The organism is Ktedonobacter robiniae (assembly GCF_016587375.1).
Taxonomy (GTDB): domain Bacteria; phylum Chloroflexota; class Ktedonobacteria; order Ktedonobacterales; family Ktedonobacteraceae; genus Ktedonobacter; species Ktedonobacter robiniae.
Genome location: NZ_BNJG01000002.1, coordinates 2441766 through 2467191 on the forward strand (window position 1 = coordinate 2441766; position 25426 = coordinate 2467191).

The window sequence follows — 25426 nt, forward strand, 5'->3', positions numbered from 1 at the left end:
GATTTGTGCTAAACTTTTGGCCATAAAATCCCTTTAATGTCTGAACAGAAGCGTTTCTCATAATAGATGGGTTGCAGCATGCCAGTGTCATTTTTAACAGAAGAGCTCGTTCGTAGTAATGCGACGGGTAACTCGTATGAGCGCGGGAAGGTCTACTATAACCAGGGGGCTGTTACCTCGCTTGTATTGCGTGGCGATACATATGAGGCGCGGGTGCAGGGGAGCGAGTACGAGCCATACCATGTGATGGTAGTTAATCAGCCGGGAGCCGTTAAGGCAGCGTGCAGTTGCCCATACAACTATGGTGGCCTATGCAAGCATATGGTCGCCGTGTGCCTGATGATCATTTATAAGCCTGATGCTGTGGAGGAGGCTCTCAGCCTGGATGAACTACTGGCGGGCCTGACAACCGAGCAAATGGTACAGATCGTGAAAAAGCTGGTTGCATCTGATGACAAGCTTATTGAGCAGGTAGAGATGATGGTGGAGGTCTTGAAGGCCACGCAGAGTCAGCCAGGGCCAAAGGCACAGGGTAGGCAGGAGTTGCCTGGGATAGAAGCTGTATTTGTGCGTAAACGGCTGAAAAAGGCCTTTGATGAGGCCGCCGATTACTGGGATGATTACGACGATTATTATGAGGAATATACCAATCCTGGCCTGGATGAGGTAGACTCGTTTCTTGAACTGTTTACCTCGATGATAAACGCACGGCAGGAGCGCGGCGTGCTGGAGGCCTTCAAGGCGCTGCTCGATGTTTATATTGACTACTGGGCGGACACGGATGATGAGTATGTCGATCTATCCATGCTGTATTCGACTGGAATAGAAATTACCTCCCTGCTGGCGGAGGCTCTGTTGGGGGCTGAACTGACGAAGCAGGAGCGTGAACAGTGGCAGAAGCAGATTAAGAAGTGGGAGATGCAGCTTAGCGATAGCTGGGCGAACTCTCGTGTGTTTCTCGTAATGAAGCAGGTCCTGAAGGAGGGCTGGGAGGAGGAGTCTCTCAAGCGGATACTGGCCGGAGAAATCATGGATGCCGAGGAGGCAGAAGGGGCCGAGGCTGTGGCAGACTTCTGGGGCGAGGAGCAAGACTTCGAGGATGAGGAAGATGAGGAAGTTGAGATCTCGGACGACGAAGAGGTAGGCGATATCGTCGAGGTGCGCCTGCATGTCCTGGCGCGTCATGAGCGCTGGGAGGAGTACCTGAACCTGGCGCGGGCCATGAAGCGCTATAAAGAATATGTGCAGCAGTTGCTGAAAATGGGTCGGCAGCAGGAGGCCATTGACTTTGGCCTGAAGCATTTGCAGAGCCAGAGTGAGATGTTGGAACTGGCACAGAGAGTCTATGCAAACGGCACGGTCAACGAGGCGCTCCGGGTAGCAGAACATGGTCTCCAGCTTCCGGATCATACCCCAGGCTATGGCAATGTGAAGCTCTCCCTGACAGAGTGGACAATGGGAGTCGCCAGGCAGGCGGGGAGAAAGGATCTGGCACTGGCATCGGCATGGTATGTCTTTCTAAAGCGCTGTACTCTGACCAGCTACCTCAACGTCAAAGAGATCGCGGGCGAGGGTTGGCCAAAATTGCGCTCAGAGGTATTAGAGCATGTAAAGAAGGAAAAAAGCGATGATGCGATACGGATCTTCCTGCGCGAGGATATGATCGATGACGCTATCAAGCTGGTCGAGAAGCCGGGGTATGCAGGAGGGGAAAATCTAAGGAACATCAAGGCACAGACAGTATTGGAGGCCGCTGCTAGCAAGCGCCCGGAGTGGGTAATTGGCTATTGTCACCCTCTGATTGAAGACGCTCTGGCAAGGGTACACCATTCTTACTATGCAGATATTGTGCGCTACCTGGGGTATATGAAGCAGGCATATATGTCTGCGAACAAAGGTGGAGAGTGGGGCGAATATATCAGGCGCCTGCGTGATAAGCACCGGTCGAAAAAGAAGCTGATCGAGTTGATGCAAAAGCTTTGATGATGAGTTTGCATATACTTCTTCGCCTGGTTCTGCATACTAGGAACAGAGTAACAAACCGAGCGGCGTTACGAAAGTGTTAGTGTCGCCGCCGGGAAGCTGCTTTTGTTATGTCAGAGTGAGTATTTAAGATACAGTAGCTGTACATGTGAAGCGTTTGCGTACCGGTACCACACTTTGGCGCAAGTGCCTCATGTGAGCAAGCTGCTCATTAGGAGGAAAAAGATGGCCCAGCAGCCAATTAATCCAGTCCAGGTTGAGAAGTGTATCAAAGGCCTTGACTTCCCCGCTGACAAGCAGGAAGTTATCGAGTATGCGAACCAGCATGGCGCGACCAACGAGATCCGCCAGGCGCTCCAGAGCCTGCCCGAGAGAAGCTTCGACAGCCCTGTTGGCTTGACCAAGGCTATCGGTGAGATGAACCGCAGCCAGCGCTAACACGGTTTAAGCGCGTTATAAGCATGGTGCAAAAGAGAGCGGGCGGCATACCCAATGGATATGCCGCCCGCTACTTGCGTACGCGACTACTGCTTGGCTCGCGGGTAAAATTTGTGGCGATGACCAGCAGGACGGCTTTGCCGTCCTGCTGGTCATCGCCACAAATTTTACCCCTATTTATTATTCGCGGATGCCGCGGGAGGGTAGGGGGCGAACTAGCGGGCTCATGACGGGCAGACTCTTCTTGCTGCGAGGGAGGCGCTGGCGAACCAGGTAGTCGGGGGCCTGGGCCAGGTCGTGCTTCTCCAGAGTCACGTCCTCACCGAAGCGGTTGAAGAACGAGAGCTCGAAGTTGGGGGTTTCACCCAGCGCACCGTGAGGGCAGACCTCGACGCAGTCACCGCAGAAGATACAGCGGTCCAGCGCGAAGGCATAGCGCGTCAGGTGACGCTCGGCCATCATCAGTGAGCCGGTCGGGCAGACCTGGACACAGGCACCACAGGAGACACAGTCGGTGTCATGCAGACTGACATTAAACGGTGTCGAGACGATAGTATCAAAGCCCTTACCAAACATGCCATAGCAGTCGGGGCCGATGACGTCATGGCAGACGCGGACACACTGCGTACAGTTGATGCACTTGTTGGGATCACGCAGGATGAAGCTGTGCGAGAGATCAGTCTCGTAGTCATGGTAGTCGCTCGGCTCGCCGTCGTGGAAACGGTTATCGGCCAGGCCATACTCGATACTGTAGCGCTGAAGGTCGCACTGCCCAGCTGCTGGGCAGGCACACTGGAGACAGCGAGCAGCCTCACGTTGGGCCTGCTCTTGCAGGTAGCCAATCTCGATGATGCTAAAATTGTGTTTGCGCTCCTCATAGGGGCGCATCGGCATCTTGACCTTAGGCTTGACTGGCTTATAGGGCACGATGTCGAAGAGATCGGGCTTGCGCTCCTCCAACTCCAGGCGGCGAGCGACCTCGTCCATGTCCTCACCCATCAGGAAGGCATGGATTGAGCGCGCGCCTAACTTTCCCTGCGCCACGCATTGAATAATTGTGCTTGCTCCAAGCTGACAGTCGCCGCCTGCGAAGACGCCATGGTGGTCGGTCATAAAGTTAAAGGGATTGGTCTGGATGGTCTTCCACTTCGTCCATTGCACCCCAGCCTGCTCATTGAGCACGGAGGTATCGACCTTCTGGCCGATGGCTGGAATGAGCGTATCACAGGGTATTGTGAACTCGGAGGCGGGAATGGGGACGGGGCGGCGGCGACCGCTGGCATCCGGCTCGCCAGGCCTTGTGCGCGCATACTCGACTCCAACGACTCGCCCATTTTCCGTAAGCACGCGTTGCTGAGCCGCGCCGACCAGGAGGTGCGTTCCCTCAGCCTCGCCGTCCTCGATCTCTTCAAGCGTCGCCGTCATATCCTTGCGTGTACGGTAATAGGTCGTATGGACTCTAGCGCCCAAGCGCAGGGCGGTACGTGTGCAGTCAAAGGTCGTGAAGCCTCCACCGATGACAACGACCTCGTTTCCCTCTTTGACGGGTGTGGCCTTGCCCTCGACCTTGTCATAGAGGAACTTGATGGCGTTGACCACGCCATGGGCGTCCTCGCCGGGGATGCGCATCTGATTGCTAGTCCAGCAGCCGATGGCGAGATAGACGGCGTCGAAACCCTGTGCTAAGAGATCATCAACGGTAAAATCTCTGCCCAGCTCGATATTGGCTTGCAGGTCTACTCCCAGATCAAAGACATGTTGTAGCTCGCGGTCCATCATATCCTTCTGCAAGCGATACTCTGGAATGCCATAGCGCAGCATCCCGCCCGGTTGGGACTGCTTATCAAAGACCTTGACGTAGTGTCCGCGTAGCGCCAGGTAGTAGGCACAGGAGAGGCCCGCCGGGCCCGCGCCCACGATGGCGACGCGTTTGCCCGTGGTGGGATCTTTCTCGTATGGTATGGGAGGATCAAGCAGACAGGTCTCGGCGGCGTGACCATGCATGCGGCAGATGGCGATCTCCTCATCGACGAGCTTACGGCGGCAGCCGTCCTGGCAGGGAGCCGGACAGGTCAGGCCCAGGATATAGGGGAAGGGCAAGACCTCTTTTACCAGGCGTGCGGCCTCCTTCATTGAACCCTGCGCGATCAACTCCAGGTAGCCAGGGATATCGATATGCGTGGGACACTCGACCTGGCAGGGAGGCTGGCAATAGGCGTTATGGTCTGAGAGCATCATCTCCAGGTTGGTGCGGCGGATATGGAAGAGCTCATCCGAGTTTGTTGTCACCACCATACCGGGTTGAGCTGGCGTATTGCACGAAGGGAGCGGCAGCTGTTGGCCCTCGATATGCACCAGGCACATACGGCAGGCCGAGGTCGGCTCCAACTTCTCATCATTACAGAGATTGGGGATGTCTTGAATGCCATTATCAATGGCCACGCTCAGGATGGTCTGGCCCTCATAGGCCTGCATTACTCGTCCATCGATGGTCAAGGTAAAGGAGGGCTGCCCATGCTCATCGCGTGTAGCCGGCCTGGCTGGAAGTGTAGTGGTGTCAAGTTGATAGGTAACGAGACGCGACATAGATCTTTTCCTTGCAACTGTCTTGCTATTTTTAGTTCTCTTCTTAGAATAGGCTCCCATCAGGCGCAAAACAATCACAAGATATATCAGTTTACCTATCAGTTTCTGTTCGTATTAGCACTTTGCATTTCGTGCACCTATTACCTGGATAAGTCACTATGTTCTCAGCGTCTGCGACGCTTCACAAGGGATAAGGGTGTGGTGGCAGGGCTGGCGCAGCCAGCCCTGCCACCACACCCTTATCCCGCAGAACCTCATAGAGTCCATGCTTGCATGGACTCTACAATTTGGCTAGCAAGGCGCGACTGGCGCAAACTTCTGGATGATCGGCGCCCCACACGCGTTCACGGATGGCGAGGGCACGTTGAGACAGGGGAAGCGCCAGCTCGCGCTCTCCTTGCTCTTGATAGAGCATGGCCAGACTATGCAGCGTGCTGGCGAGCGCCGGGTGGTCGTTGCTTAGCGCCTGTTCCTGGATAAGCAGGGCACGTTTGAGGAGCTCTTCTGCCTGGGCAAAATTTTGCTGTAAGCCATAGATCATGCCAAGCGTGGCCAGGCCCTCAGCGAATTGGGGATGGGTGTCACTGAAGATCTCAAGGAAGACCTGGTTGGATTGCTGGAGTGTCTCCAGGGCCTGGGTATATTTTCCCTGGAGTCCATAGACGAGACCCAGCGTATTCAAGCAGGTGCCAACCTCTGGATGATGGGCGCCGAGGCTGCTGGCGAATATCGTGCAGGCCCGGCGCAGAAATGCTTCTGCCTGAGACAGGTCACCCTGTAAGCGGTAGACAAGGCCGAGGGTGCGCAAACTCTCAGCGGTCTCAGAATGTGTATGCCCGACTATTTGCTGACATATGGCGAGGGCCTGCTTGAGGAGGGCTATGGCCCGATCATACTGCCCCTGGAGTCCATAGAGCAGGCCCAGGCCGCGCAGGGAGGGGATAGTCGAGTAGCGCGTGGTCTCGTCGTTGCTATCAAGCTGGAGAATGGTTTGCTGATAGAGATCCTCTGCTTGCTGATAGTGTCCCAGTAGCTTGTAGATGGTCGCGAGGCTGCTTACGCTCTCGATGCTATGCGGATGGGTAGGCCCAAGTGTCTGCTGGCTTAGCTCAACCGCGTGCAAGAGAAGGGTTTCGGCCCGTTGATACTGCCCTTGCTCATACGCCAGGTTGGCGAAGAGCTTGATAAGCGGAACAAGGTGTGGATGGCCTGGTCCAAGTTCAAGCTGGCGTAGTGTGAGGGCGCGCTGGAGCAGGTGCTGGGCCTGGAGAAGCTGGCCCTGCTGGAGCGCGAGGCGCCCGCTATTTTCCAGGGCCTCGCTTAACTTCGGGTCTTCCGCTGACAGCGTGCCCTCAAGCAGCTCCAGGCTCCTGGCATAGGCCTGCTCTGCCTGCTGATAAGCGCCCCTGGCCTCATAGACGAGTCCCAGGCAATTATACAAATTAGCCTCCAGATTAGCCTCATCCTGACGCCGAGTCGATGCCCGGGGAGACTGACGAAGCAGCTCCAATGCCCTATGAAGAAAGCTCTCGGCCTGGCTATATTGTCCACGCAAGGTGAGATAGCGAGCCACCTTATAAAGGAGAGAGGTCGCTTCCGGAGGCACTGAGTGTGTCTGTTTCAGGGATTCCAGACTCTGCAAGACCTGGGGGAGTAGTTGTTCATTCAAGCGTAGGGCCTCCATGCTCAATTCCTCGGTGAAGACTCGGTTCAGGCCTCGCAGGATACGTGCTAACCAGGTATCCTGCTGCTCCTGGGATAGAGCATCGCGCAGGATGGCCTGAACGAGGCTATGGACTACCAGGCTGTGCGTTGTGGCCTGGCGATAGAGAAGCGACAGAGCACGCAGGCGGGCAATGGCGTCATCTAGAGCCAGGGGATCGCTCAATACCGGAGCCAGTTGTATTCCCAATTCAGGGGAGAGTAAGCTCAACAGCTCTTCTGTAATGTCCTCGCGTTGCAAGAAGGCGCAGCAGTACAGTAACTCGGCGGCAGGCTGCTGCTCCTGTTCCAGGCGCTCGATGCAAAGGGAGATAGTGCCAGCGATGGAGAGCGGGTGCTCCATAGGATTGCTGCCACGCCGGGCGAGCAGGTCTTTACGGTGGCGCTGATAGCGTACCAGGTAATCGGCCAGGCTGCATCCCGTCTCCTCTATATAGGCGCCTGCCTGGTCGAGGGCCAGAGGGAGGCCACCGAGGAGCTTGCCGATGGCGCGTGCCTCATGCACATCCTGCTCCTTAATAGTGTGCAAGGATGCAGACACAGCGAGATACTTTGCGCGGCGCAGGAGCAGGAGCGCGCTCTCCTCATCACTCATCTGCTTAAGGTCAATGTGCTGTGCCAGGGGGCCAGTTGCCTGGGCACGCGTGGTAAGCAGGATGTGACCATTAAAGAGAGAAGGCAGGAGGGGTTCGATGACCGCGACCTGTTCAACGTTATCCAGGATAAGTAGCCAGCTCTCATGCGTTTCAAGCCATATACGTACCAGTTCCAGAGTCGCCTCGGGAGCTTGTTCCTCAAGTATGGTAGTGGTACCGAAACGACGAGCGAGGCCCTGGCAGTTCCAGGCCAGCATCTCTGTAGTCTCGGCGGGGAGCCAGAGAATGGATTGGTAGGCGCTATAGAAGCGGTAGGCATATTCGAGGGCTGTCTGTGTTTTACCAATGCCGCCCAGGCCACACAGGGCGTATATCTGCGTGGGGATGCCTGCAAGCGGGTATGTAAGCGCTCCAGAAGAGCTTCGCGACCCGTAAAGAAGGGATTGCGCCGGTAGGGGAGATATTTGAGTTGTTGGGGAAGCTGCGGGTGATCGATAGGTGACCCTGGCTCAGAGGACGTGCCCTGTTCTGCTTGCTCGTCAGGAAAGAGGCCGAGCTCAGTTGCACTTTTGTCAAAGAGAGAGCAGAGCTTCAGACGGAAATAGGGGCTGGGGACCGTGACCCCACGCTCCCAGCGGTTGATCGTGATCACAGAGACACCAATGCGATCCGCCAGTTCTTGCTGAGACCAGTGCTTACGCAAGCGTTCAGCCCTGAGTCTTTGATTGGCGCCAGCAGGAGTGAGTTTCTTCATCAGGCCCGATCTTTCCAGAGGCCCGCTACTGGCGTACGCCAGTAGCGGGCCTCCACGGCACAAGAAATGTCTTCTGTGGCTATGGTATCTGCTTTTACCGCTTTTGGCAAGCCTCTGTCTTCTTCCTGGCTCTACCAGATAGGGAAAGGCCAGGAGCCAAACTTGGTGCGAAAAATGGTATGCCCATCAAGATGTTGAGCATATTTTTACGAGTTCTCTTGAGGTCTATACGCCCTGTTGATCTGCATAAGCCGATACTATAAGTAACTTAAGAACGCTTACTGGAGAGGTTTTTCAACATCACTATGGCATGTCTGATATTGCTTACCAGGCTCTTCGAGCTATTAGCAATGATTGTACTCCCTCTATTGATTCCATATACTTCTGGTGTAATGGCGTCGGATACGCATCATGATCGAGCGTTTGGCTGGGTGTTGGCTGTTCTTCTGGTATGCTGCTTACTGTTTTGTAGTGAACGAGTAGAACAGCGTAACCCTACAATGCTAGCATGGCCCTTACCACATTCCACTATTACCAGGCCTGATAATAACCCGGCAGCAAAAGAAGTGCGTTTGATGCTTTGGAATGGAAGAAGATGTGTTTCGTTACCAACAGCGTTGGGATAATAGATATAGAAGCGGTTTGCGCATGTACGCAAACTGCTTCTATATCTATGTATTTCATTAAGAGGGAAGGGAGCGGGCCAGGATGGCCTGGGCGTCGATGCCAGGAGGGAGGGTGCCGAAGGCATGACCCCAGGTGCCACCCAGGCGCGTGGCACAGAAGGCGTCGGCCAGCGGTGCGGGTGCGTGCTGGACCAGGAGCGCACCCTGGAGTATCAGGGCCATGCGCTCGACGAGGAAGCGGGCACGCCACTCAATGTTATCCAGGTGCGAAAGCTCTTGTTGCAGGGCCTGGACCGCATCAGAGAGGTATTTGTTCGCGGTGCGGGCGGGCGCGACCTCAGTAAAGAAGCTCTCCAGAACCTGTGGCTGTTTGGCGAGGGCACGCAGGACATCGAGGCAGTTGACGTTGCCAGAGCCCTCCCAGATGGAGTTAAGCGGCATCTCACGATAGAGGCGTGGCATGATACTCTCTTCAACGTAGCCGTTTCCACCCAGGCACTCGAGCGCTTCGGCCACGCACGTGGGGCCGCGTTTCGTTACCCAGTATTTGCCGAGCGCCGTCCCCAGGCGCTTGATATGCTCCTCATGTGTGCTAGTGGGAGCCTGTTCGCAGGCGCGAGCGAGGCGGAGGGCCAGGGTAATTGCTGCTTCGACTTCAAGCGAGAGGTCCGCGAGCACATTGCGCATCAGGGGTTGGTCGAGCAGAGGCCGGCCGAAGGCCTGGCGGTGACGCGTATGATGCAGGGCCTGGGTCAGGGCCTGGCGCATCATGGCCGTGCTGCCCAGGATACAATCCAGGCGTGTGTAATTCACCATCTCAATGATAGTGCGCACGCCCTGGCCCTCTTTGCCGACCAGGAAGGCCACGGTCTGCTGAAACTCGACCTCGCTGGAGGCGTTGGAGCGATTGCCAAGCTTATCTTTCAAGCGCTGAATAAAGAAGGGGTTGCGTGTGCCATCGGGGAGGACGCGTGGCAGCAGGAAGCAGGAGAGCCCGCCGGGGGCCTGGGCCAGGACGAGAAAGACATCGCACATAGGGGCGGAGCAGAACCATTTATGACCAGTGAGCAGATAGGTGCCCGCGCCCAAGTCACCAGCAGGAACGGCGCGAGTCGTATTGGCGCGTACGTCGGAGCCACCCTGTTTCTCGGTCATACCCATGCCGCAGAGGAGTCCGCGCTTCTCGGCTGCGGGGCGCAGGCCGAAGTCGTATTCGAGCGAGAAGAGGCCGGGAAGCCAGGTCTCGGCTAGCTCTGACTGGTGGCGCAGGACCGGAATGGCGGCATGCGTCATCGAGATCGGGCAGCCGTGACCCGCCTCCACCTGAGTAAAGAGATAGAAGCCTGCCGCGCGTGCGACCTGTGCACCGGGACGCTCCTCGCGCCATGAGAGCGCGTGTGTTCCCCAATTCACCGCCGCTCCCATAAGCTGATGCCAGGCCGGGTGAAAGCTTACTTCATCGATGCGATGGCCATAGCGGTCGTGTGTGTGAAGCTCGGGTGGATAGGTATTAGCCTCAAAGCCCTGAGTGATAACTTCGCTGCTGCCCAGGTAGCGCCCCAACTCGCTTAGGCGCTCTTCAGCCCAGCCAGCGCCTTCGCGTTGTATTCCAGCGATGAGCGCGCTATCGAGAGTAAAGGGGTTGTATTGAACAAGAGGTGGTGGCTGATTGGCAACAGTATGTGTCGAAATAGCCGGATGAGCGAATACGTCCATGAAATGCTCCTTTGCAGTAAACGTCTATGATGAATGTGTGGGCATGCGCGCCCACACATTCATCATAGACATATTTTACTCTTTTTTGACGCGCAGGCGATCTTTGACAAACGAGAGGAGGGCTTTTATTTGCGGGTCCTGCACGGGATCGCAGACCTGCAAACTATAGTGATTGGCTCCATCATCGACTGTAAGCATATAGTGCATCTGGTCGGCCCCGCGGCACGTGTGCTTCGATGGTCGGGAGTGATCGAAGACGCGCACTTTGTCAAGCAAGCGTTGTAGCTCCTTAACCTCCTGAGGGGAGAGAGACGTACTATCCAGAACATGGGACTTTGTCATGCCTGGGAAGTATGCCAGGCCGCCTTCAGTCCGCAGCGTCACTTTCATCTGGCTCCTCCGATAAATTTTGAGGTAAATTCTCAGGAGTATTCTGGGGAAACTGCCAGGGAGCATTGTCTTCAGAGTCATCTGGAATGGGCCAGTTTGAACTGCCTGTATTACCAGGCGTCGTAATCACTATTCCAGTTGTGGCATCTGTGCCATCTGTGGGGATGGTGCCAATGCTGGTTTTCAATACCTTGACAGTCTCCCAGGCTTTCTGAACCGCCTGTTGTTCCTGGCTGTTGGCTCCATAGAGTGCGGACGCGTGCTTGACGGTCAGTGTCGCGAAGTCACTAAAGTTGGCGGACGACTTTAAGGCGCGATCACACAATGTTGTATACCAGATGCGCCCCGTTTTCTCCCAGGCGCGACCACCTATCGCGATAGCAGCCAGGTAAAAGGCATGATTCGGAATTCCCGAATTCACATGTACACCACCATTATCGTCGGTCATGTCAACATAACCATCCATGGTAGCAGGTTGGGGATCTTTCCCCAGAACGGGATCATCGTAGGCGGTACCAGGAGCTTTCATGGAGCGTAGCGCCTCTCCCTGAACCTTGTCTGTAAACAGGCCTTTACCAATCAACCAGTCGGCCTGATCGGCGCTCTGGTTGAGTGAAAACTGTTTGACCAGGGAGCCAAAGACATCCGAGATGGATTCATTGAGCGCGCCCGGCTGGTCATTATAGTCGAGATTGGCTTCGCTACCTGTAACCCCGTGTGTTAGCTCATGCCCAATGACTTCAAGGGCAATGGTAAAGCGATTGAATGTGTCGCTATCGCCGTCTCCAAAGACCATTTGTCCGCCATCCCAGAAGGCATTGTTATAGCTGACATCATAGTGAATGGAGGCATCCAGGTGTAAGCCTTTGTTGTCGATGGAGTTACGGCTATAGACCTGTTGATAGAATTTATAGGTCCATCCTAAGCCATCGTAAGCTTCATTTCCCGCTTTATCAGTGATAGGAGTCTGTCCCTCATGGCGAATCAAGCTGCCGGGGAGATCGGTTGCCTGTTGGGCGTCATAGATGGAGCGCTCTGGTCCGACGGCCTTGGCGACGACGGTTTGCGGCAATTGTGCCTGTAGCAAGGGTATGGAACGAGAGCGGGCAGCACGTACATACTGATCAAGTTCCAGTGATTTCAACGCGCGGTCGCGTTGTTGGAGCGTGCCACGTTCCGCAATGGAGGAGAGTATGTGCGGTGGAACAATTGTGTGTAGGATGCGAGGCGTGAACTGCTGTTGCATGAGAAGAGTGTCTCCTTTCGTCTCACAACATCTTCAACCAACCCTGGTCAACACTCTGTGTAGGATGCGCAGTTTTGTGTCAGTTACTTATACTCTAAAATATAGCACATAAAGCGGAAAATGTACAAAAAAACAACAATAGCAATCTTCTTTTGAGCGAATTTTCATCCTTGTTCTTCACACTGACTGGTTGCCCCTTGACTTCGAGCGCGCTCTAGCTTTTATACTGCTTGTATGGAAAAAGCATTCACCATTCAAGAAGTGGTGGCACGTACGGGCTTGAGCGTTCATGCACTCCGGTATTACGAGCGCGCAGGATTGCTTCCTCTTGTTGATCGAGCGGCAAGTGGTCATCGTCGTTACACGGCGGATGACCTCAACTGGATTACCTTTCTGCTGCGTTTGCGAGCGACCGGGATGTCTATTCGACAGATGCGAGCATACGCCGACTTGCGACGACAAGGAAGCGCGACAGCCAATGCCCGCCTGGCGTTGCTAGAAGCCCATCATCAGCAGGTTTGTGAACATATGCTCGAACTTGAAAACCATCTTGCCGCGATTGAGCAGAAAATGCACCACCTCAGGAGCATGGAAGGCAACGAGAGGAAAGAGGATGAGTATAGAAGGTCGCCGAGCCTACAGTACAGAGCAAGGAGAATACTCATGGCGAAATCCTATTACAGCACGATCTTTGAGCAAACAGCCGACCAGGTTTGGGACGTCATTCGCGATTTTGGCACCTACACCTGGACGGGAAGCGTGAGCGAGAGTTCTATTGAGGGAGGGAAATCAGGCGTGGAGGTCGGTGCCATCCGCAACGCCCGCCTTGGCGATACCAGTGTTTTCCATCGCCAACGGCTCCTCGCCCACTCGGACCTTGATCGGTTCTACACCTATGAGTTCTGCGAGCCCTTTCCGTATCCGATACGCAATTGCGTCGTGACGCTGCGCGTGACGCCGGTTGTCGATGGAAACAGAGCATTTGTCCAATGGTCGGCAACATTCGACTGCGAACCTGCTGAGTACGACCATTGGACCACGTACTTCGCGAATGAGGTCTGGGCAAAAGCGTTAGGGTCATTAAAACACCTTCTCTCGCATCCAGCATGAGGCATGAGGTTGCTGTTTGTGCCTTTGGTATACAGCAGCAAACCGTTTCTGGACAAAGAACATGTACAAGCTTCATTCCTCATAGGCAGTTTCCCTACGAGGAATGAAGCTTATACGTTGCAATTCCCTTTGGGAAAGAAACGATGGCAAGAAAGCATCCCCGTCCTGCTGCAACGCAGGAGTGTCTCCTCGTTCCCCATAACCCGCAGTGCTGGGAATGTGGAAAGCGGTTGTGGGTAGCATCCTCCACAACTCGCACGGTAACTACCCTCAACGGTTTGTGCCAACTCACCCTCACTATTCGCCGATGTCAGAATCCGTCGTGTGGACGATATCATCGATCCTACCGTCCAGAAGAAGAAGGGCACTGGGCATTGCCTCATGGAGAGTTCGGCCTCGATGTGATCGCGCTTGTTGGCTCGCTTCGCTACATGCATCACCGCAGCGTTCCAGAAATCCATCGAGAGTTGCTCACACGAAGCGTACTGATCTCTGAACGCACAGTGACGAATTTGCTCGCCCGCTATGAAGAGTTAGTGACGCTCCATCTGACCGATCAGACACGCTTGCGTTAACTGCTTTTGACGCAAGGCTTCGTGATTTTGGCTCTGGATGGGTTACAACCAGATGTGGGGCATGAAGTGTTGTGGGTTCTCCGCGATTGTTCCTCTGGTGAAGTGCTGTTGGCTCGTAGCTTACTCAGTTCCAGTGAAGACGATCTTGCGGTGCTGCTGCGCGAGGTCCAAGCGTTTCTCCCGGTGCCCATTCGCGGCGTTGTGACGGATGGCCAACGCTCCATTCGGAACGCGGTTCAGACCGTTCTGCCAGAAGTGCCACATCAGTTATGTCATTTTCACTATTTGCGTGAGGCGGCCAAGCCGGTCTATGAAGCAGATCGTCATGCAAAAAAGGAATTGAAGAAGCAGCTTCGAGGTATTCGCCCGATTGAACGAGGTCTGGAAAAACGAACGGACCTTGAAGCGCAAGCCATTCGAGGCTATTGTCTGGCGGTGCGAAGCGCACTCACCGACGATGGGCGACCGCCGCTCTCCGCTTCGGGTCTAAACTACAGGAACGCATGACTATTCTCCTCGCATCACTCACGAGGGTGGCAGAAAAAAGGGGAAATGTACCGCACGAGTTAGAACGTTTACAATCGATGCTGACCAAAGGGTTAGCGGCCACACGCTCCCTGTGGTCAGATGTGCAAACCGGCTATCATTGGGTATATCGAGCAGCACATATCCTCTCAAATGATGAAACACTAAAGGGGGCGCAGGTTCGTCAACGCTATGAGGAGCTCCTGACCGAAATGGCGGAAGTCTCGGCATCTTCTAAAGCACTCACCACAATGTTGACCACCTTTCGCAAAGTCACCACCAGCTATTGGCCTGGATTGTTTCATTGTTACGATGTGCCTGACCTCCCTCGCACCAACAATGATTTGGAGCACTATTTTGGTTCGGCCCGGCACTATGAGCGACGAGCGACTGGGCGAAAGAGTGCTTCTCCCGGTCTGATTATACGCGGCCCTGTTCGTGTCATTACGCTGGTTGCTTCCTGCCACCAGCAATTCAGCTGCGATGACCTTCGTCTCACGGATATTGCTCGCTGGCGTACCCTGCGCAATGAACTGGATTATCGTCAGACGATATGTCGTGATCGCTCTCGCTTCCGTAAATCTCCCGAAGCGTATGTAGCCGCTCTTGAAGAAATGCTTCTCACTGAAAGATTGCCAACGTAGCAAAAAAAGAGTTAATATGTGGTGTGAAATTGCCAGCGGCATCTTCACGCCACATATTAATATAATCACGCGAGCCACGTAGTAGTGAGAAGTCCCGCCGGGTAATTCCGGCTAGCCGCCTGGCTCGGATAAGTAATTTTGTCACACAATGATAAAAAGGTTCCATTCTGCACAAAAATAGTCTTGACGTTATGCTTTTCAGGGAATAGACTATCCCTATATGTTGTTTTTGATAACGTATGGCATCAGAAGGAATTGGATCGCTCCTGTGAGAGTTGGTTTCACGAGCATCAATTGTCGAGAGATGTCAGCACAGGAGCAGAATTAAGATGAGAATTTACGTTGGGGGCCTCCCCTACCAGTCAACCGAGCAGGATCTGATCCAGCTTTTTGAGCAGATCGGCCAGGTTACCTTCGCCACAGTCATCACCGATCGTGAGACCGGGCGCAGCAAAGGCTTCGGCTTTGTTGAGATGAGCAGCGATGACGAGGCCCGCGCGGCTATCGAGCAGCTGAATGGCTCAACCCTGGGCAACCGCACCATTACGGTCAACGAGGCGCGCGAGCGCCGCGCTCCCGGTGGTGGTGGTGGCGGCTACCAGAGCCGCGATCGTCGCTCAAATGGTGGTGGTTACCGCGACCGCTACTAAGCGCGTAGATCACTAGCAGTGAAAAAACAAGAGACGCCCCCCTCAGGGAGGGCGTCTCTTTTACTCTTATAACAGGTATCTATGAGAGCGATCAATCGGCAGCCTGTCCTTCGTGGGAATGAGTCGTTGTGGCCCCAAGGACTTTGACGGCCTCCCAGGCTTGCCGCACAGCTTGTTTCTCGGGGCTCCTGGCGCCGTAAAGGGCTTTGGCTTGCTTGATAGTGAGCTGGGCAAAATCGCTAAAGTTGGCACTGGTCTCCAGATCTGGGTCAGTCAAGGTTTTATACCAGATGAGGCCGGCTTTCTCCCAGGCATAGCCTCCTAGCGTGCTGGCGACCAGATAGAATGCGTGATTGGGAATGCCCGAGTTGATATGTACGCCTCCATTATCGTCGGTCGTATCAACATAGTCATCCATGGTGGCAGGTTGAGGATCCTTCCCCAGAACGGGGTCATCGTAGGCAGTACCAGGCGCTTTCATGGAGCGTAGCGCCTCTCCTTGAACCTTGCTGGTAAACAGGCCTTTGCCAATCAGCCAATCGGCCTCCTCTGAGCTTTGATTAAGAGAGAACTGCTTCACCAGAGAGCCAAAAACATCTGAGATGGATTCATTGAGCGCGCCCGGCTGGTCATTATAGTCGAGATTGGCTTCGTTACCTGTAACTCCGTGTGTTAGCTCATGCCCAATGACTTCAAGGGCAATGGTAAAGCGGTTGAAGTAATCGCCATCGCCATCCCCAAAGACCACACACTTGCCCACATCATCCCAGAAGGCATTGTCATAGTCCTGGTTGTAGTGAATGCTGGCTTTGAGGGCGAGACCTTTGTTATCGATAGAGTTGCGGTTAAATTTCTGTTTGTAGAGTTTGAATGCCCAGCCTAGACCACCATAAGCTTCATTCACGGCAATATCGCTGTTAGAGTCCTGGCCTTCTTTACGGACGATTTTCCCTGGAAGCCGACTGGTATGTTGCACATCACAAATGGTGCGTTTAGCTTGTCGAGCCAGGATGGTATGATCCTCCTTGTCGGACTTGTCTGCCTTGACATGAGTTTCAGCCTGCTCATATGTGTCGGGTGCTGGATGAATATGCTGCTGCTGCTGATGTTGCAGTGTCTTGAGGGCACGCATACGCTGTTCTGCCGTGCCATGATTTGCGATAGAAGACAGGATGTATGGTGGAACGATACCATACCTGGAGTGTCGGGTGGAGCGCTTCATGAGAGAGTCTCTCCTTTCATCTCACAACATCTTCTGTCAATCACCACAAGAGAACCCTCTAAAGGGGGAGAAAGCATCTAATTAAGGAAGACGCCTGTAGCATAAGTATAAAATATAACAATAGTTTTTACAACTGTGCTACTTTAAATAGAATTTAATGTATGTTTTGTACTGCAATAATTTGCTAATTAGCTTCACTAGATGTGGTAAATTATGAGGAGCAGTGTCATTCAAGAAAGTTGAAGGAATATGTCACAGGTAGTTTTGCCCCTCTTGCAGGGATTTGGCCTTGGGATGAGCCTTATTGTTGCTATTGGTGCGCAAAATGCGTTTGTGTTGCGCCAGGGATTGAAGAAGCAGCATGTTTTTCTGGTGGCTGCCCTTTGTTCTTTGTGTGATGCCGTGCTTATCTTGCTGGGAGTTGGAGGACTCGGAGCAGTGATAAATGCGCTTCCTGTCTTAACCCTGGTGGCGACGTGGGGTGGCGCATTATTCTTGCTGATCTATGGCCTTCGCTCTTTTCGCGCAGCCTTTCAATCGGATAAACTTAACACGCATGAAGTGGCTGGAGAACCTACACGTACCCGTGAGATCATGCTGGCGGTGCTGGCCTTCAGTTTACTTAACCCACATGTTTACCTCGACACGGTGGTGCTTATTGGAAGTGTTGGTGCCCATTATCCCTCTGGAATGCGCCTGTTGTTCGCCCTGGGGGCTATGCTTGCCTCGCTCACCTGGTTCTTTGCCCTTGCATATGGTGCTCGCTGGCTGGCGCCTTTATTTCGTTCCCCTCTAGCCTGGCGGGTCCTGGATTGCTTAATAGGATGCATCATGTGGTTTATCGCAGCCTCCTTGATCTGGAGCGTGCTTTATCGTTAGAAAATATGCATTGAGGATTGACAGAAACATAGAGCAAAATCTATAATGCGATTCACTGCTGTTTAATCCTCCGCGCAACCCCCTTATTTTAGCAAGTCGAAAGTGAGACTCCTTCTATGAGCATGTCGCCTGTATCTTTTGAAGATGATCCCATATTACGTGAAGCACTTGTGCGCTATGAGGTTGATCCTGCGTCGCTGAGCTTCCTGGGCGGTTTTCGGAATCGGGTCTATGAGTACGGCCAGAATGAGCAGCGTTATATTCTGCGTATCTCGTCTGAGAGTCAGCGCTCGGCTGATATGATCCATGCCGAGATGGATTGGATGCATTATCTGGCCGGGCGAGGCCTTGCGGTCGTTGACCCTTTGCCCTCGCAGAGGGGGAATTTTGTGGAGATCATTGAGCATGAGGGGCGGCAGGTTCCAGTTGTCGCTATGCACAAGGCTCCAGGGAAGCATCCAGGTAAAGAAGAATGGACGCCCGAACTCTTCACAGCAATGGGGCATTTTGTTGGCCAGATGCATCAGACGACCAGGGAGTATATGCCAGCTACTCAGCGCAGGTCTGCCTGGCACGAGGACCTGGATGTCTTCGCGCAGGAGTATCTACATGCAGTGGATGCCAACATCGCGGCCAAGTTTCAGGCCATTCGCGCCTATCCAGAAAGCCTACCCCAGGAGCGTGACGCCTATGGCCTGATCCACGCCGACTTTCACCGGGGCAATTTTCATGTACTAAATGGGCGCATCACCCTGTTTGACTTTGACGATAGCCAGTACTCCTGGTTTGCCGAAGACCTGGCGATGGCCGTATTTTATGCTATCTCGCCCCAGGCCCAGAGGCAGGAGGAGCTAGACTTCGCACGCCAGTTCTACCAGCACTTTATGGAAGGCTATAGCCAGGTCTACACTCTCGATGCCGCGTGGTGGCAGGAGATCCCCTACTTCCTCAAGCAGCGCGAGATCAATCTCTACATCGTGCTGACTGCACTCAAATATGAACTGCCGGAGGGTTCATGGTCGGAACGCTTTATGCAGAATCGTCGTCAGCGCATCCTGGAGGATGTCCCTTTTGTGGATATCGCATTCTGAGGCAATCTTTCTATGCGCGTATCAGCATACCTGTGCAGAGGCCGTAGATATGGCCGTCTGTGTCGGCAATGAAGTAGTCGCCCTGAGCGGCATGGAAGCTACGCGCCTCGTTTTCTGTATGCCGGGATATACTCCAGGCGGGAGGATCGCTGGCGGGAAAGGATTCTTCTGAAGCTTCGGTAACGATGTCCTCGTCCTCTTCTGTGAAAGTGGAGTAGAGGCCCTGGCGTTGTGCACGCGTATTAGTTGCACTGGCTGGTGTGGTGTCGGTTGTGATATGTCCAGGTACCCACTGACCATTGAGTCGCAGTTCCACACGTTGTCCGCTCACAAGTGCCTGGTCATTGTTCTCACCTAGCACATAATTGTGTTTTTTTCGTCTAGAGATAATCTGCCTTCAAACATAAATCCCCCATTAGTGTTTAATGTTAGCAATTCCCTTCGTGCCATTCAAGAGCGTTGTAGTGATGGACATCCTCAGTCGTATCGGCTGAGGCGCGGCCCGCCACGATCCAGATATAGCGTAGGATCAGGCCTCCGGCAAGGATCAGGAGCGAGGCGCCTCTATTCAGGCTGACTGGAGTCGATTTTCGCGTTAATTTCCAACCAAGGCGCAGCAGGAGCGGCAGCAGCAATCCCCCGCCTATGGTTCCGGCCTTAAAGATGTTGCCCGTTTTACCCTTGAAGAGCGGCTTGCTGAGCGGGCCAAGCGTGGGCGGAAGAGCCGAAATCAGGCCAACCTCGGTCGTCATGGCGACAATCTCTGCATGCTCTAGCCTCTCGAGGGTTCTCCTGGCTGCGAGGTAGGAACGAGAGGATCAAGGAGAGGCTGGAGAGGCTAGTGGAGAGTCCCGAAGTGAGGAAGAGCGGCCCCAGAATTCTCCTGGCCCGTGCCCAGACAGGAACACCTGTAGAGGAGAGCAGGACGCCTGTATATGAGGCAACAAAGAGGCCAAAGAAGGCCCCCAGGCTCTCTATGACTTTTATGGGCAAAGCCTTTACCAGGCGTGCCATCAATGGGAACCAGTTCAAAAGACCGTCTTTCGCCATCTGAAAGGCGGCGGTAAAGCCGCAACAGAGGCCAAAGGAGTTCAGGCCCCAGGTGGCAAGCGACATTACTGAGCGCAACTTGAAGACGCGCAGCATGTGATGAAAGCGGGCCGGGCGGCCCAGATCAAGAATCAAAAGCACCGGGCTGGCAAGCAGACAGACAAACGAGAGGTAACGCCCAGCTCGTGTGATGGTGTTGCTTCTATCCAGGCCAAAGAGGTGAGCGAGTGTTGCCACTAAATAAGATCCCCCGGCAATGCCACCAAAGAAGAAGTAGAGCACAATCTGCCAACCCCAGTGCGCCTTCTTGATGAGCGGGACATCATAATATGTGCCGGGCTTGCCGCTCCAATAATTCTTATATCCATTAGCGGAGCCAGGAAGGAGTGTCGTTGCCGTGCGAGTATCCCGGGTGGCAGGCACTGTTTTTTTCATGATTATTCTCCTCGTAACTGTATCTCAATGGAGCAGTCGTGAAGTTGTATGGTTCAGGCTGGCTTGGACTCCTCGCATGAGATGTGCGTTCGGCCACGGTAGGGATGCGCTAAAGCTGGTCTCTACCGGCCAGAGAAGCCGTTTCACGTGGCTGGGAAAGCGCCTTCGCAAGCTTTTGTTAGACACCTATAGCCTGAGTGGTTACTTCTTTCTGCTCCAGAGTGAAATGGTGGTCGCCAGGGCCAGGAAAGCGGCGGTAAGCGCGCTGGTGACAAAGCCGGTGGCGATGTTCTCCTGCGGTAGCCGGGGTTTCTCGGGCAGATTATAGACCGAGGGCCGATCGGTAAGCAGGAAGAAGGCGTTGAGATCGCCAACGCTGGTATCCTCATCCACGCCATAGAGATAGGCTGAGGTCTCACCCCGCTCATGTAGCGTTGTGACGCGTTTGCGCGCTAGCTCTTGTAACTCACCGACCTTGCCAAAGCGGATGGAGTCCGTGGGGCAGGCTTTGGCACAGGCCGGTTCAATCCCGTCTTTTTGCCGGTCATAGCACAGTGTACACTTGGATGCCAACCCCGTCTCCTCGTTGCGCCCAATAACGCCAAAAGGGTACGAGGGGACGCAGTAACCACAGCCATTGCAGATGTCTGGCTGGACATAGACGTTTCCAAACTCGTTGCGAATAATAGCTCCTGTTGGGCAGGCCTCCATACAGCCGGGATGCTCGCAGTGCTTGCAGACATCGCTCATCATCAGCCAGTTGACCTGCTTACCCATTCCATCGGGGACGCGAGGGCGTTCAACAAAGGCAACGTGCCGCCAGGTCGTCGCGGAGAGGGAGACAGTATTGTCGTAGCTGTAGCCGCTCAACTTGTACCCGTCTGCTGGCAACTGGTTCCATTGTTTGCAGGCGACCTCGCAGGCCTTGCACCCTATGCACAGGGTTGTATCAGTGAAGAAACCATACTGTTCCATGTTCAAAGCTCCCACTCCTCTAAGGCTGCTCGCGCCCTACGTAACTGCCATCTTGACCCTGATGTGAGCGTCGCCCAGGGCGCATATTACAGGTGAAGGATTTGGCTTCGTGCATACTCACGTTGCGGTCTGCGACCAGGAGTAGCAGGTCGTTGGCCACATCTCCCGTGACGACTCCCTTGAAGCCCCAATGGAAGGGTAGCCCGATCTGGTGGATGGTGCGACCATTTTGCGGCTATGCGCCAGGTTCCTCCCCTCCTCGGGCATGATGCCGCTGAAGATCCAGACACCGCAGGCGGTGCTGCCATCATCCTTGAGAGCGTTAAAGTCCTTTACCACCTTGCCATCGGCAACGGTATAGCCGTTAATCTCTTTGACGATATCCTCGATGATTGGCTCTTGTTGTGGTCCCTCGCGCCGATAGTTCCACGTCAAATGCTGGATGGGCTTATCGCGCTCGCGTGTGCTATCTTTGTACATCTCTTTCAAGCGTACATAGAGTTCGGTCAAAAACCAGTTTTCGGAGCGGGCGTCGCCGGGAGGGTCTACGGCCAGCTCACGGTATTGCACCAGGCGTTGGGTATTAGTGAAGCTACCTTCTTTCTCCACATGGGCCGCAGCAGGCATGAAGAAAACCTCTGTGGGGATCTTGGTGGCATCGATGCCGGAGCGTTTCCAGTAGGCTGCGGTCTCCGTCTCATAGAGATCGCGCACGACCAGCCAGTCCAGCTTCTCCATGGCGGCGCGATGGAAGCCGGCATTGACGCCGCCTGCCGCTGGATTCTGTCCCATCATGAAGAGGCCCTTCATCTTGTCATCCTTCATGGTGACAAACATTGCCAGGTCTGAGTGATCCTCGACCACTTTGGGTAGATAGCTGTAGGCGAAGTCGTTCTCTTTCGTCGCGGCGTCGCCATACCAGGCCTTCATCAAGCTGACAAAGTAGGCGGGATAATGTACCCACCAGCCCGCGTCCTGGTAGTTATGCTCCATATAGGTCTTGAAATCATACTCACCGCGCAGGGCGCTGGGCATTGTCAGATAGCCCGGCAAGAGGTTGTAGAGTGTAGGTATGTCGGTTGAACCCTGCATGTTGGCGTGACCTCGCAGAGCCATAATGCCACCGCCGGGCCGTCCCATATGCCCAGCAGGAGCTGAAGGATGCCCGCCGTTCGAATCATCTGCACACCCACGGTATGTTGTGTCCAGCCTACGGCGTAGGAGATGTTTGTGGTGCGTTCGCGACCCGAGTTTTTCACCAGTGTATCCGCGATCTTCAGGAAGATATCCTGTGGAATACCACAGACCTGCTCAACAACCTCGGGTGTGTAGCGCGCGAAGTGCCGCTTAAGCACCTGGAGAACACAACGTGGATGCTGCATCGTCTTGTCATGCTCAATCTGGCTGGGATGAGCGTGTGGTAGCAAGCCCTGGCCCTCCTGGGCATCAGGCATCACATGTTGTTCATGATGCTCTTCGGCCTCGCCCTTGCTGGGAGCGCAGGTCTTATGCGCGGGCTTCTCGCTGGTTCTAGCCTCTGGAGTCACTTTATATTGCCAGCTGCGCGTATTGTAGGAACTATGGTCATCTTTCAGGCCTGAGAAGACGCCTTCGAGGTCCTCTGTATCCTGAAAATCGTTGCTGAGAATTGCCGTCGCGTTGGTATACGTCTGCACATACTCTTTAAAGTAGAGTTTGTTTTGCAGAATGTAGTTGATAATACCGCCGAGGAAGGCAATATCAGTACCCACGCGGATTTGGGCGTAGATATCGGCCATTTGTGAGGTGCGTGAGAAGCGGGGATCGACATGGATAATGGTGGCTCCACGCTCCTTGGCGGCCATAACCCAGCGAAAGCCCACGGGATGACATTCAGCGAAATTGCTTCCTTGAATGAGAATGCAATCGCTGTTCTGTAAATCCTGAAGGAAGGTGGTGGCGCTACCGCGCCCGAAGCTTGCGCCGAGACCCGGCACAGACGCGCTGTGTCATATACGGGCCTGGTTCTCGATACACACCATTCCTAGGGAGTGGAAGAGCTTGGTAATCAGGTAATTCTCTTCATTATCAAGGGTCGCGCCGCCCAGCGAGCCGATAGCCAGCGTGTTATTGATGGGTTTACCCTCATCTTTAACTCACGGAAGGTGGCCTCGCGCGTCTCATAGGTTAGCTGCGCGATGCGGTCCATGGCCCAGTCCAAGGCTTATCTTCCCACTCTGTGCTATAGGGCGGACGATACTTGACGGTAGTCCAGCGCCGCTTATTGATGTCCAGCTGATAGCTTGCTCCACCCTTGGGCAGAGGCAGCCATTGCTGACGGGGCTGTCATAGTCGCCCTCAATATCGATAACCTTGTCATCCTTGACATAGACGCGCTGCCCGCAGCCAACGGCGCAGTAGGGGCAAACGCTTTTGACCACCTTGGCGTTATGGATGCGTGGCTTAAGCTGTTTACTGCGCTCGCTGACTGGATTAGGCACAGTGCCTACGTGGGCGCGAAATGCCTGCTCTACACTCTGCGGAGTAAGGCGTTGAGCAAGCTTGCCAAATAATGCCGCAAATACAGGTATGTTCATCTCCTTCAAACATTTCTCTTTTAAGTTGCTGATAGTGAATGTGGATGGCCCCTATTTTCCCCACGAATGCTAACGCAATGGTGTAACATATCGCCCCGGGCCGCTTTATTTGCAACCTTTAATTATGCCATTTCGTGTTGGCTGCAGAGAGGCTTTGTCGTGCCCGATGCTACTTGCGTACGCGTCTACATATAACAACCATATACGCGTACGCAAGTAGCGTCAATCAGCTTAATTTGACAAAGGGAAGACTGTATGCCTGATCTTATTGCCGCGCGCTCCCAGATGGGGATGTCGCTTATCTTTCACATCATTTTTTCTGTGCTGGGAGTGGGTCTCCCGCTCTATATGTGTATTGCTGAGGGGATTGCGCTACGGCATAAAGACCCCGAGTGGATGATGCTGGCGCGGCGTTGGGCGCAGGCTTCAGTCATTATTTTCGCTATTGGTGCGGTTTCAGGGACTATCGTCGAGTTCGAGCTGGGCCTGCTCTGGCCGAACTATATTCAATTTATTGGTGCCGTTATTGGCCCTCTGTTCGCCTTTGAGGGCTTTGCCTTCTTTACTGAGGCCATCTTCTTTGGCATCTATCTCTATGGGTGGGATGTGCTCCCGCCACGTCTGCACTGGCTCTGCTCCTTCCCCATCTGGATCGCGGGCCTGGCCTCCACCTGGTTTATTGTGACCACCAATTCCTGGATGAATACCCCGACTGGCTTTGAGTTTACCGGGGGACGCTTAACAGGTATTAATACCATACAGGCCATTATGAATCCCAGTACACCCTATGAGACGGTGCATATGGCCCTGGCCTGCTATGTGGTATGTGGCTTTGCCGTCGCGGGCGTGTATGCGATTATGCTGGCGCGTGGCAAGCGGACCGCCTATAGGCGTAAGGGGCTAGCCCTGGGACTGGCTATAGCGCTTATCGCGACCCCATTACAGATCATCAGCGGCGACTTTAACGCACGTTATCTTTCACGAGCACAGCCGACCAAACTGGCTGCGATGGAAGGCGTGTTTAACACATCAAGCCATGTTCCCCTGCACATAGGTGGCATCCCAGATCCACGCACTGAGAAGTACTATCTCTCCATAGACATCCCCGATGGCTTGAGTCTTATGGTTGGCTATAATCCTGACACCATAGTGTATGGTCTCAATGAGGTGCCGCCCCAGGATCGCCCTAATCCCATCCCTATCCATCTCGCCTTTGATGGCATGGTCGGCAGCGGCTTCTTTGCTCTCTTTATTGCGGCCCTCTTCTGGGGTCTCTACTTCCTGCGCAAGAAGCGTATACCGGAGCAGCGCTGGCTGCTGTGGGGAGTAGTGCTTGCCAGTATCCTGAGTTTTGTAGCTGTGGAGCTTGGCTGGATTGTTACCGAGGAGGGGCGACAGCCCTGGGCCATCTACAGGCACCTGCGCACAAGCCAGGCCGTAACGACCGCGCCCTTCCTACCTGTGAGTTTTACGGTGTTTTTCGCGCTCTATATCGCCCTCTCGATCACGATGGTAGTGTTGCTGTGGCGCCTGGCGCGTAAACCCTTGCCGGTGATGGCGTGGCCAACGGTCGTTAGCGGTCCACATGCCGAGAATAAAGAGCTAAACGAAGAACTGAAGGTTGGCTTATAAGAGGA

The 25426-nt window shown here is 54.3% G+C and carries 17 protein-coding genes and 3 pseudogenes; 8 read left to right on the plus strand and 12 right to left on the minus strand.

Annotation, left to right across the window (positions count from 1 at the left end):
- Positions 1–78 precede the first annotated feature (78 nt).
- Positions 79–1983, plus strand: coding sequence for an SWIM zinc finger family protein (locus JMJ04_RS31360; protein WP_201374279.1), 1905 nt, complete (start codon positions 79–81; stop codon positions 1981–1983).
- Positions 1984–2208: 225 nt separating this feature from the next.
- Complete coding sequence (locus JMJ04_RS31365; protein ID WP_201374280.1) at positions 2209–2421, plus strand: DUF2795 domain-containing protein; 213 nt, start codon at positions 2209–2211, stop codon at positions 2419–2421.
- A 180-nt stretch (positions 2422–2601) separates the two neighbouring features.
- On the opposite strand, the gene JMJ04_RS31370 is transcribed toward JMJ04_RS31365, so the two are convergent.
- From JMJ04_RS31370 to JMJ04_RS31390, 6 genes and pseudogenes are all read right to left on the minus strand, one after another.
- The gene (locus JMJ04_RS31370) at positions 2602–5007 is read right to left on the minus strand and encodes an FAD-dependent oxidoreductase (protein WP_201374281.1); all 2406 of its coding nucleotides are present in this window, start codon (positions 5005–5007) and stop codon (positions 2602–2604) included.
- A gap of 280 nt (positions 5008–5287) precedes the next feature.
- A complete protein-coding gene (locus JMJ04_RS31375) occupies positions 5288–7582 on the minus strand; it encodes a tetratricopeptide repeat protein (protein ID WP_201374282.1) in 2295 nt (764 codons plus the stop codon).
- 308 nt (positions 7583–7890) lie between these two features.
- Positions 7891–8079 (minus strand): annotated as a pseudogene (locus tag JMJ04_RS49035) (helix-turn-helix transcriptional regulator); the annotation flags it as partial.
- A 683-nt stretch (positions 8080–8762) separates the two neighbouring features.
- A complete protein-coding gene (locus JMJ04_RS31380) occupies positions 8763–10421 on the minus strand; it encodes an isovaleryl-CoA dehydrogenase (protein WP_201374283.1) in 1659 nt (552 codons plus the stop codon).
- A gap of 75 nt (positions 10422–10496) precedes the next feature.
- Positions 10497–10805 (minus strand): protealysin inhibitor emfourin, encoded by a 309-nt coding sequence (locus JMJ04_RS31385; RefSeq protein ID WP_201374284.1) that lies wholly within the window; start codon positions 10803–10805, stop codon positions 10497–10499.
- Positions 10789–12057 (minus strand): M4 family metallopeptidase, encoded by a 1269-nt coding sequence (locus tag JMJ04_RS31390; protein WP_201374285.1) that lies wholly within the window; start codon positions 12055–12057, stop codon positions 10789–10791. Before JMJ04_RS31390 ends, JMJ04_RS31385 begins: the two co-directional genes overlap by 17 nt.
- Positions 12058–12291: 234 nt before the next feature.
- Here JMJ04_RS31390 and JMJ04_RS31395 point away from each other — a divergent pair, with 234 nt between their 5' ends.
- The 3 genes and pseudogenes from JMJ04_RS31395 (at position 12292) to JMJ04_RS31405 (ending at position 15561) form a co-directional block, all read left to right on the plus strand.
- Positions 12292–13167, plus strand: coding sequence for an SRPBCC family protein (locus JMJ04_RS31395; RefSeq protein WP_201374286.1), 876 nt, complete (start codon positions 12292–12294; stop codon positions 13165–13167).
- A gap of 230 nt (positions 13168–13397) precedes the next feature.
- Positions 13398–14911: pseudogene (locus JMJ04_RS31400) on the plus strand (ISNCY family transposase).
- A gap of 329 nt (positions 14912–15240) precedes the next feature.
- Positions 15241–15561: an RNA recognition motif domain-containing protein gene (locus JMJ04_RS31405; protein ID WP_201374287.1), complete on the plus strand. Its 321-nt coding sequence runs from the start codon at positions 15241–15243 to the stop codon at positions 15559–15561.
- A 91-nt stretch (positions 15562–15652) separates the two neighbouring features.
- On the opposite strand, the gene JMJ04_RS31410 is transcribed toward JMJ04_RS31405, so the two are convergent.
- Positions 15653–16783, minus strand: a complete 1131-nt coding sequence (locus tag JMJ04_RS31410) for a M4 family metallopeptidase (protein ID WP_201374288.1) — start codon at positions 16781–16783, stop codon at positions 15653–15655.
- A 249-nt stretch (positions 16784–17032) separates the two neighbouring features.
- Between JMJ04_RS31410 and JMJ04_RS31415 the strand changes: the two genes are divergently transcribed.
- Together JMJ04_RS31415 and JMJ04_RS31420 are read left to right on the plus strand one after the other, a co-directional pair.
- Entirely contained in the window at positions 17033–17662 is a 630-nt protein-coding gene (locus JMJ04_RS31415; RefSeq protein WP_201374289.1) for a LysE/ArgO family amino acid transporter, read from the plus strand.
- Between the two features lie 116 nt (positions 17663–17778).
- A complete protein-coding gene (locus JMJ04_RS31420) occupies positions 17779–18753 on the plus strand; it encodes a phosphotransferase enzyme family protein (protein ID WP_201374290.1) in 975 nt (324 codons plus the stop codon).
- Between the two features lie 10 nt (positions 18754–18763).
- Here the strand turns inward: JMJ04_RS31420 and JMJ04_RS31425 are convergent, their stop codons facing one another.
- The 5 genes and pseudogenes from JMJ04_RS31425 to JMJ04_RS47180 all read right to left on the minus strand — a co-directional run bounded on the left by JMJ04_RS31425 (position 18764) and on the right by JMJ04_RS47180 (position 23693).
- Positions 18764–19114 (minus strand): hypothetical protein, encoded by a 351-nt coding sequence (locus tag JMJ04_RS31425; RefSeq protein ID WP_201374291.1) that lies wholly within the window; start codon positions 19112–19114, stop codon positions 18764–18766.
- A gap of 67 nt (positions 19115–19181) precedes the next feature.
- Positions 19182–19505: a hypothetical protein gene (locus JMJ04_RS31430; protein WP_201374292.1), complete on the minus strand. Its 324-nt coding sequence runs from the start codon at positions 19503–19505 to the stop codon at positions 19182–19184.
- Positions 19429–20238 (minus strand): NrfD/PsrC family molybdoenzyme membrane anchor subunit, encoded by an 810-nt coding sequence (nrfD, locus tag JMJ04_RS31435; protein WP_201374293.1) that lies wholly within the window; start codon positions 20236–20238, stop codon positions 19429–19431. Before nrfD ends, JMJ04_RS31430 begins: the two co-directional genes overlap by 77 nt.
- Positions 20239–20439: 201 nt before the next feature.
- Positions 20440–21213, minus strand: a complete 774-nt coding sequence (locus JMJ04_RS31440; RefSeq protein ID WP_201374524.1) for a 4Fe-4S dicluster domain-containing protein — start codon at positions 21211–21213, stop codon at positions 20440–20442.
- Positions 21214–21232: 19 nt separating this feature from the next.
- Positions 21233–23693, minus strand: a pseudogene (locus JMJ04_RS47180) (molybdopterin-dependent oxidoreductase).
- Between the two features lie 351 nt (positions 23694–24044).
- On the opposite strand from JMJ04_RS47180, the gene JMJ04_RS31460 reads away from it, so the two are divergent.
- Positions 24045–25421, plus strand: coding sequence for a cytochrome ubiquinol oxidase subunit I (locus JMJ04_RS31460; protein WP_201374297.1), 1377 nt, complete (start codon positions 24045–24047; stop codon positions 25419–25421).
- The last annotated feature ends 5 nt before the right edge of the window (positions 25422–25426 follow it).

Bases quoted from the DNA above. Each gene is read 5' to 3' on its own strand.
- JMJ04_RS31365 (WP_201374280.1), top strand. From the start codon at position 2,209: ATGGCCCAGCAGCCAATTAATCCAGTCCAGGTTGAGAAGTGTATCAAA.
- JMJ04_RS31360 (WP_201374279.1), top strand. From the start codon at position 79: ATGCCAGTGTCATTTTTAACAGAAGAGCTCGTTCGTAGTAATGCGACG.
- JMJ04_RS31395 (WP_201374286.1), top strand. From the start codon at position 12,292: ATGGAAAAAGCATTCACCATTCAAGAAGTGGTGGCACGTACGGGCTTG.
- JMJ04_RS31390 (WP_201374285.1), bottom strand. From the start codon at position 12,057: ATGCAACAGCAGTTCACGCCTCGCATCCTACACACAATTGTTCCACCG.
- JMJ04_RS31375 (WP_201374282.1), bottom strand. From the start codon at position 7,582: ATGCTGGCCTGGAACTGCCAGGGCCTCGCTCGTCGTTTCGGTACCACT.
- JMJ04_RS31415 (WP_201374289.1), top strand. From the start codon at position 17,033: ATGTCACAGGTAGTTTTGCCCCTCTTGCAGGGATTTGGCCTTGGGATG.
- JMJ04_RS31460 (WP_201374297.1), top strand. From the start codon at position 24,045: ATGCCTGATCTTATTGCCGCGCGCTCCCAGATGGGGATGTCGCTTATC.
- JMJ04_RS31440 (WP_201374524.1), bottom strand. From the start codon at position 21,213: ATGGAACAGTATGGTTTCTTCACTGATACAACCCTGTGCATAGGGTGC.
- JMJ04_RS31430 (WP_201374292.1), bottom strand. From the start codon at position 19,505: ATGACGACCGAGGTTGGCCTGATTTCGGCTCTTCCGCCCACGCTTGGC.
- JMJ04_RS31410 (WP_201374288.1), bottom strand. From the start codon at position 16,783: ATGAAGCGCTCCACCCGACACTCCAGGTATGGTATCGTTCCACCATAC.
- nrfD (WP_201374293.1), bottom strand. From the start codon at position 20,238: ATGAAAAAAACAGTGCCTGCCACCCGGGATACTCGCACGGCAACGACA.
- JMJ04_RS31405 (WP_201374287.1), top strand. From the start codon at position 15,241: ATGAGAATTTACGTTGGGGGCCTCCCCTACCAGTCAACCGAGCAGGAT.
- JMJ04_RS31380 (WP_201374283.1), bottom strand. From the start codon at position 10,421: ATGGACGTATTCGCTCATCCGGCTATTTCGACACATACTGTTGCCAAT.
- JMJ04_RS31420 (WP_201374290.1), top strand. From the start codon at position 17,779: ATGAGCATGTCGCCTGTATCTTTTGAAGATGATCCCATATTACGTGAA.
- JMJ04_RS31370 (WP_201374281.1), bottom strand. From the start codon at position 5,007: ATGTCGCGTCTCGTTACCTATCAACTTGACACCACTACACTTCCAGCC.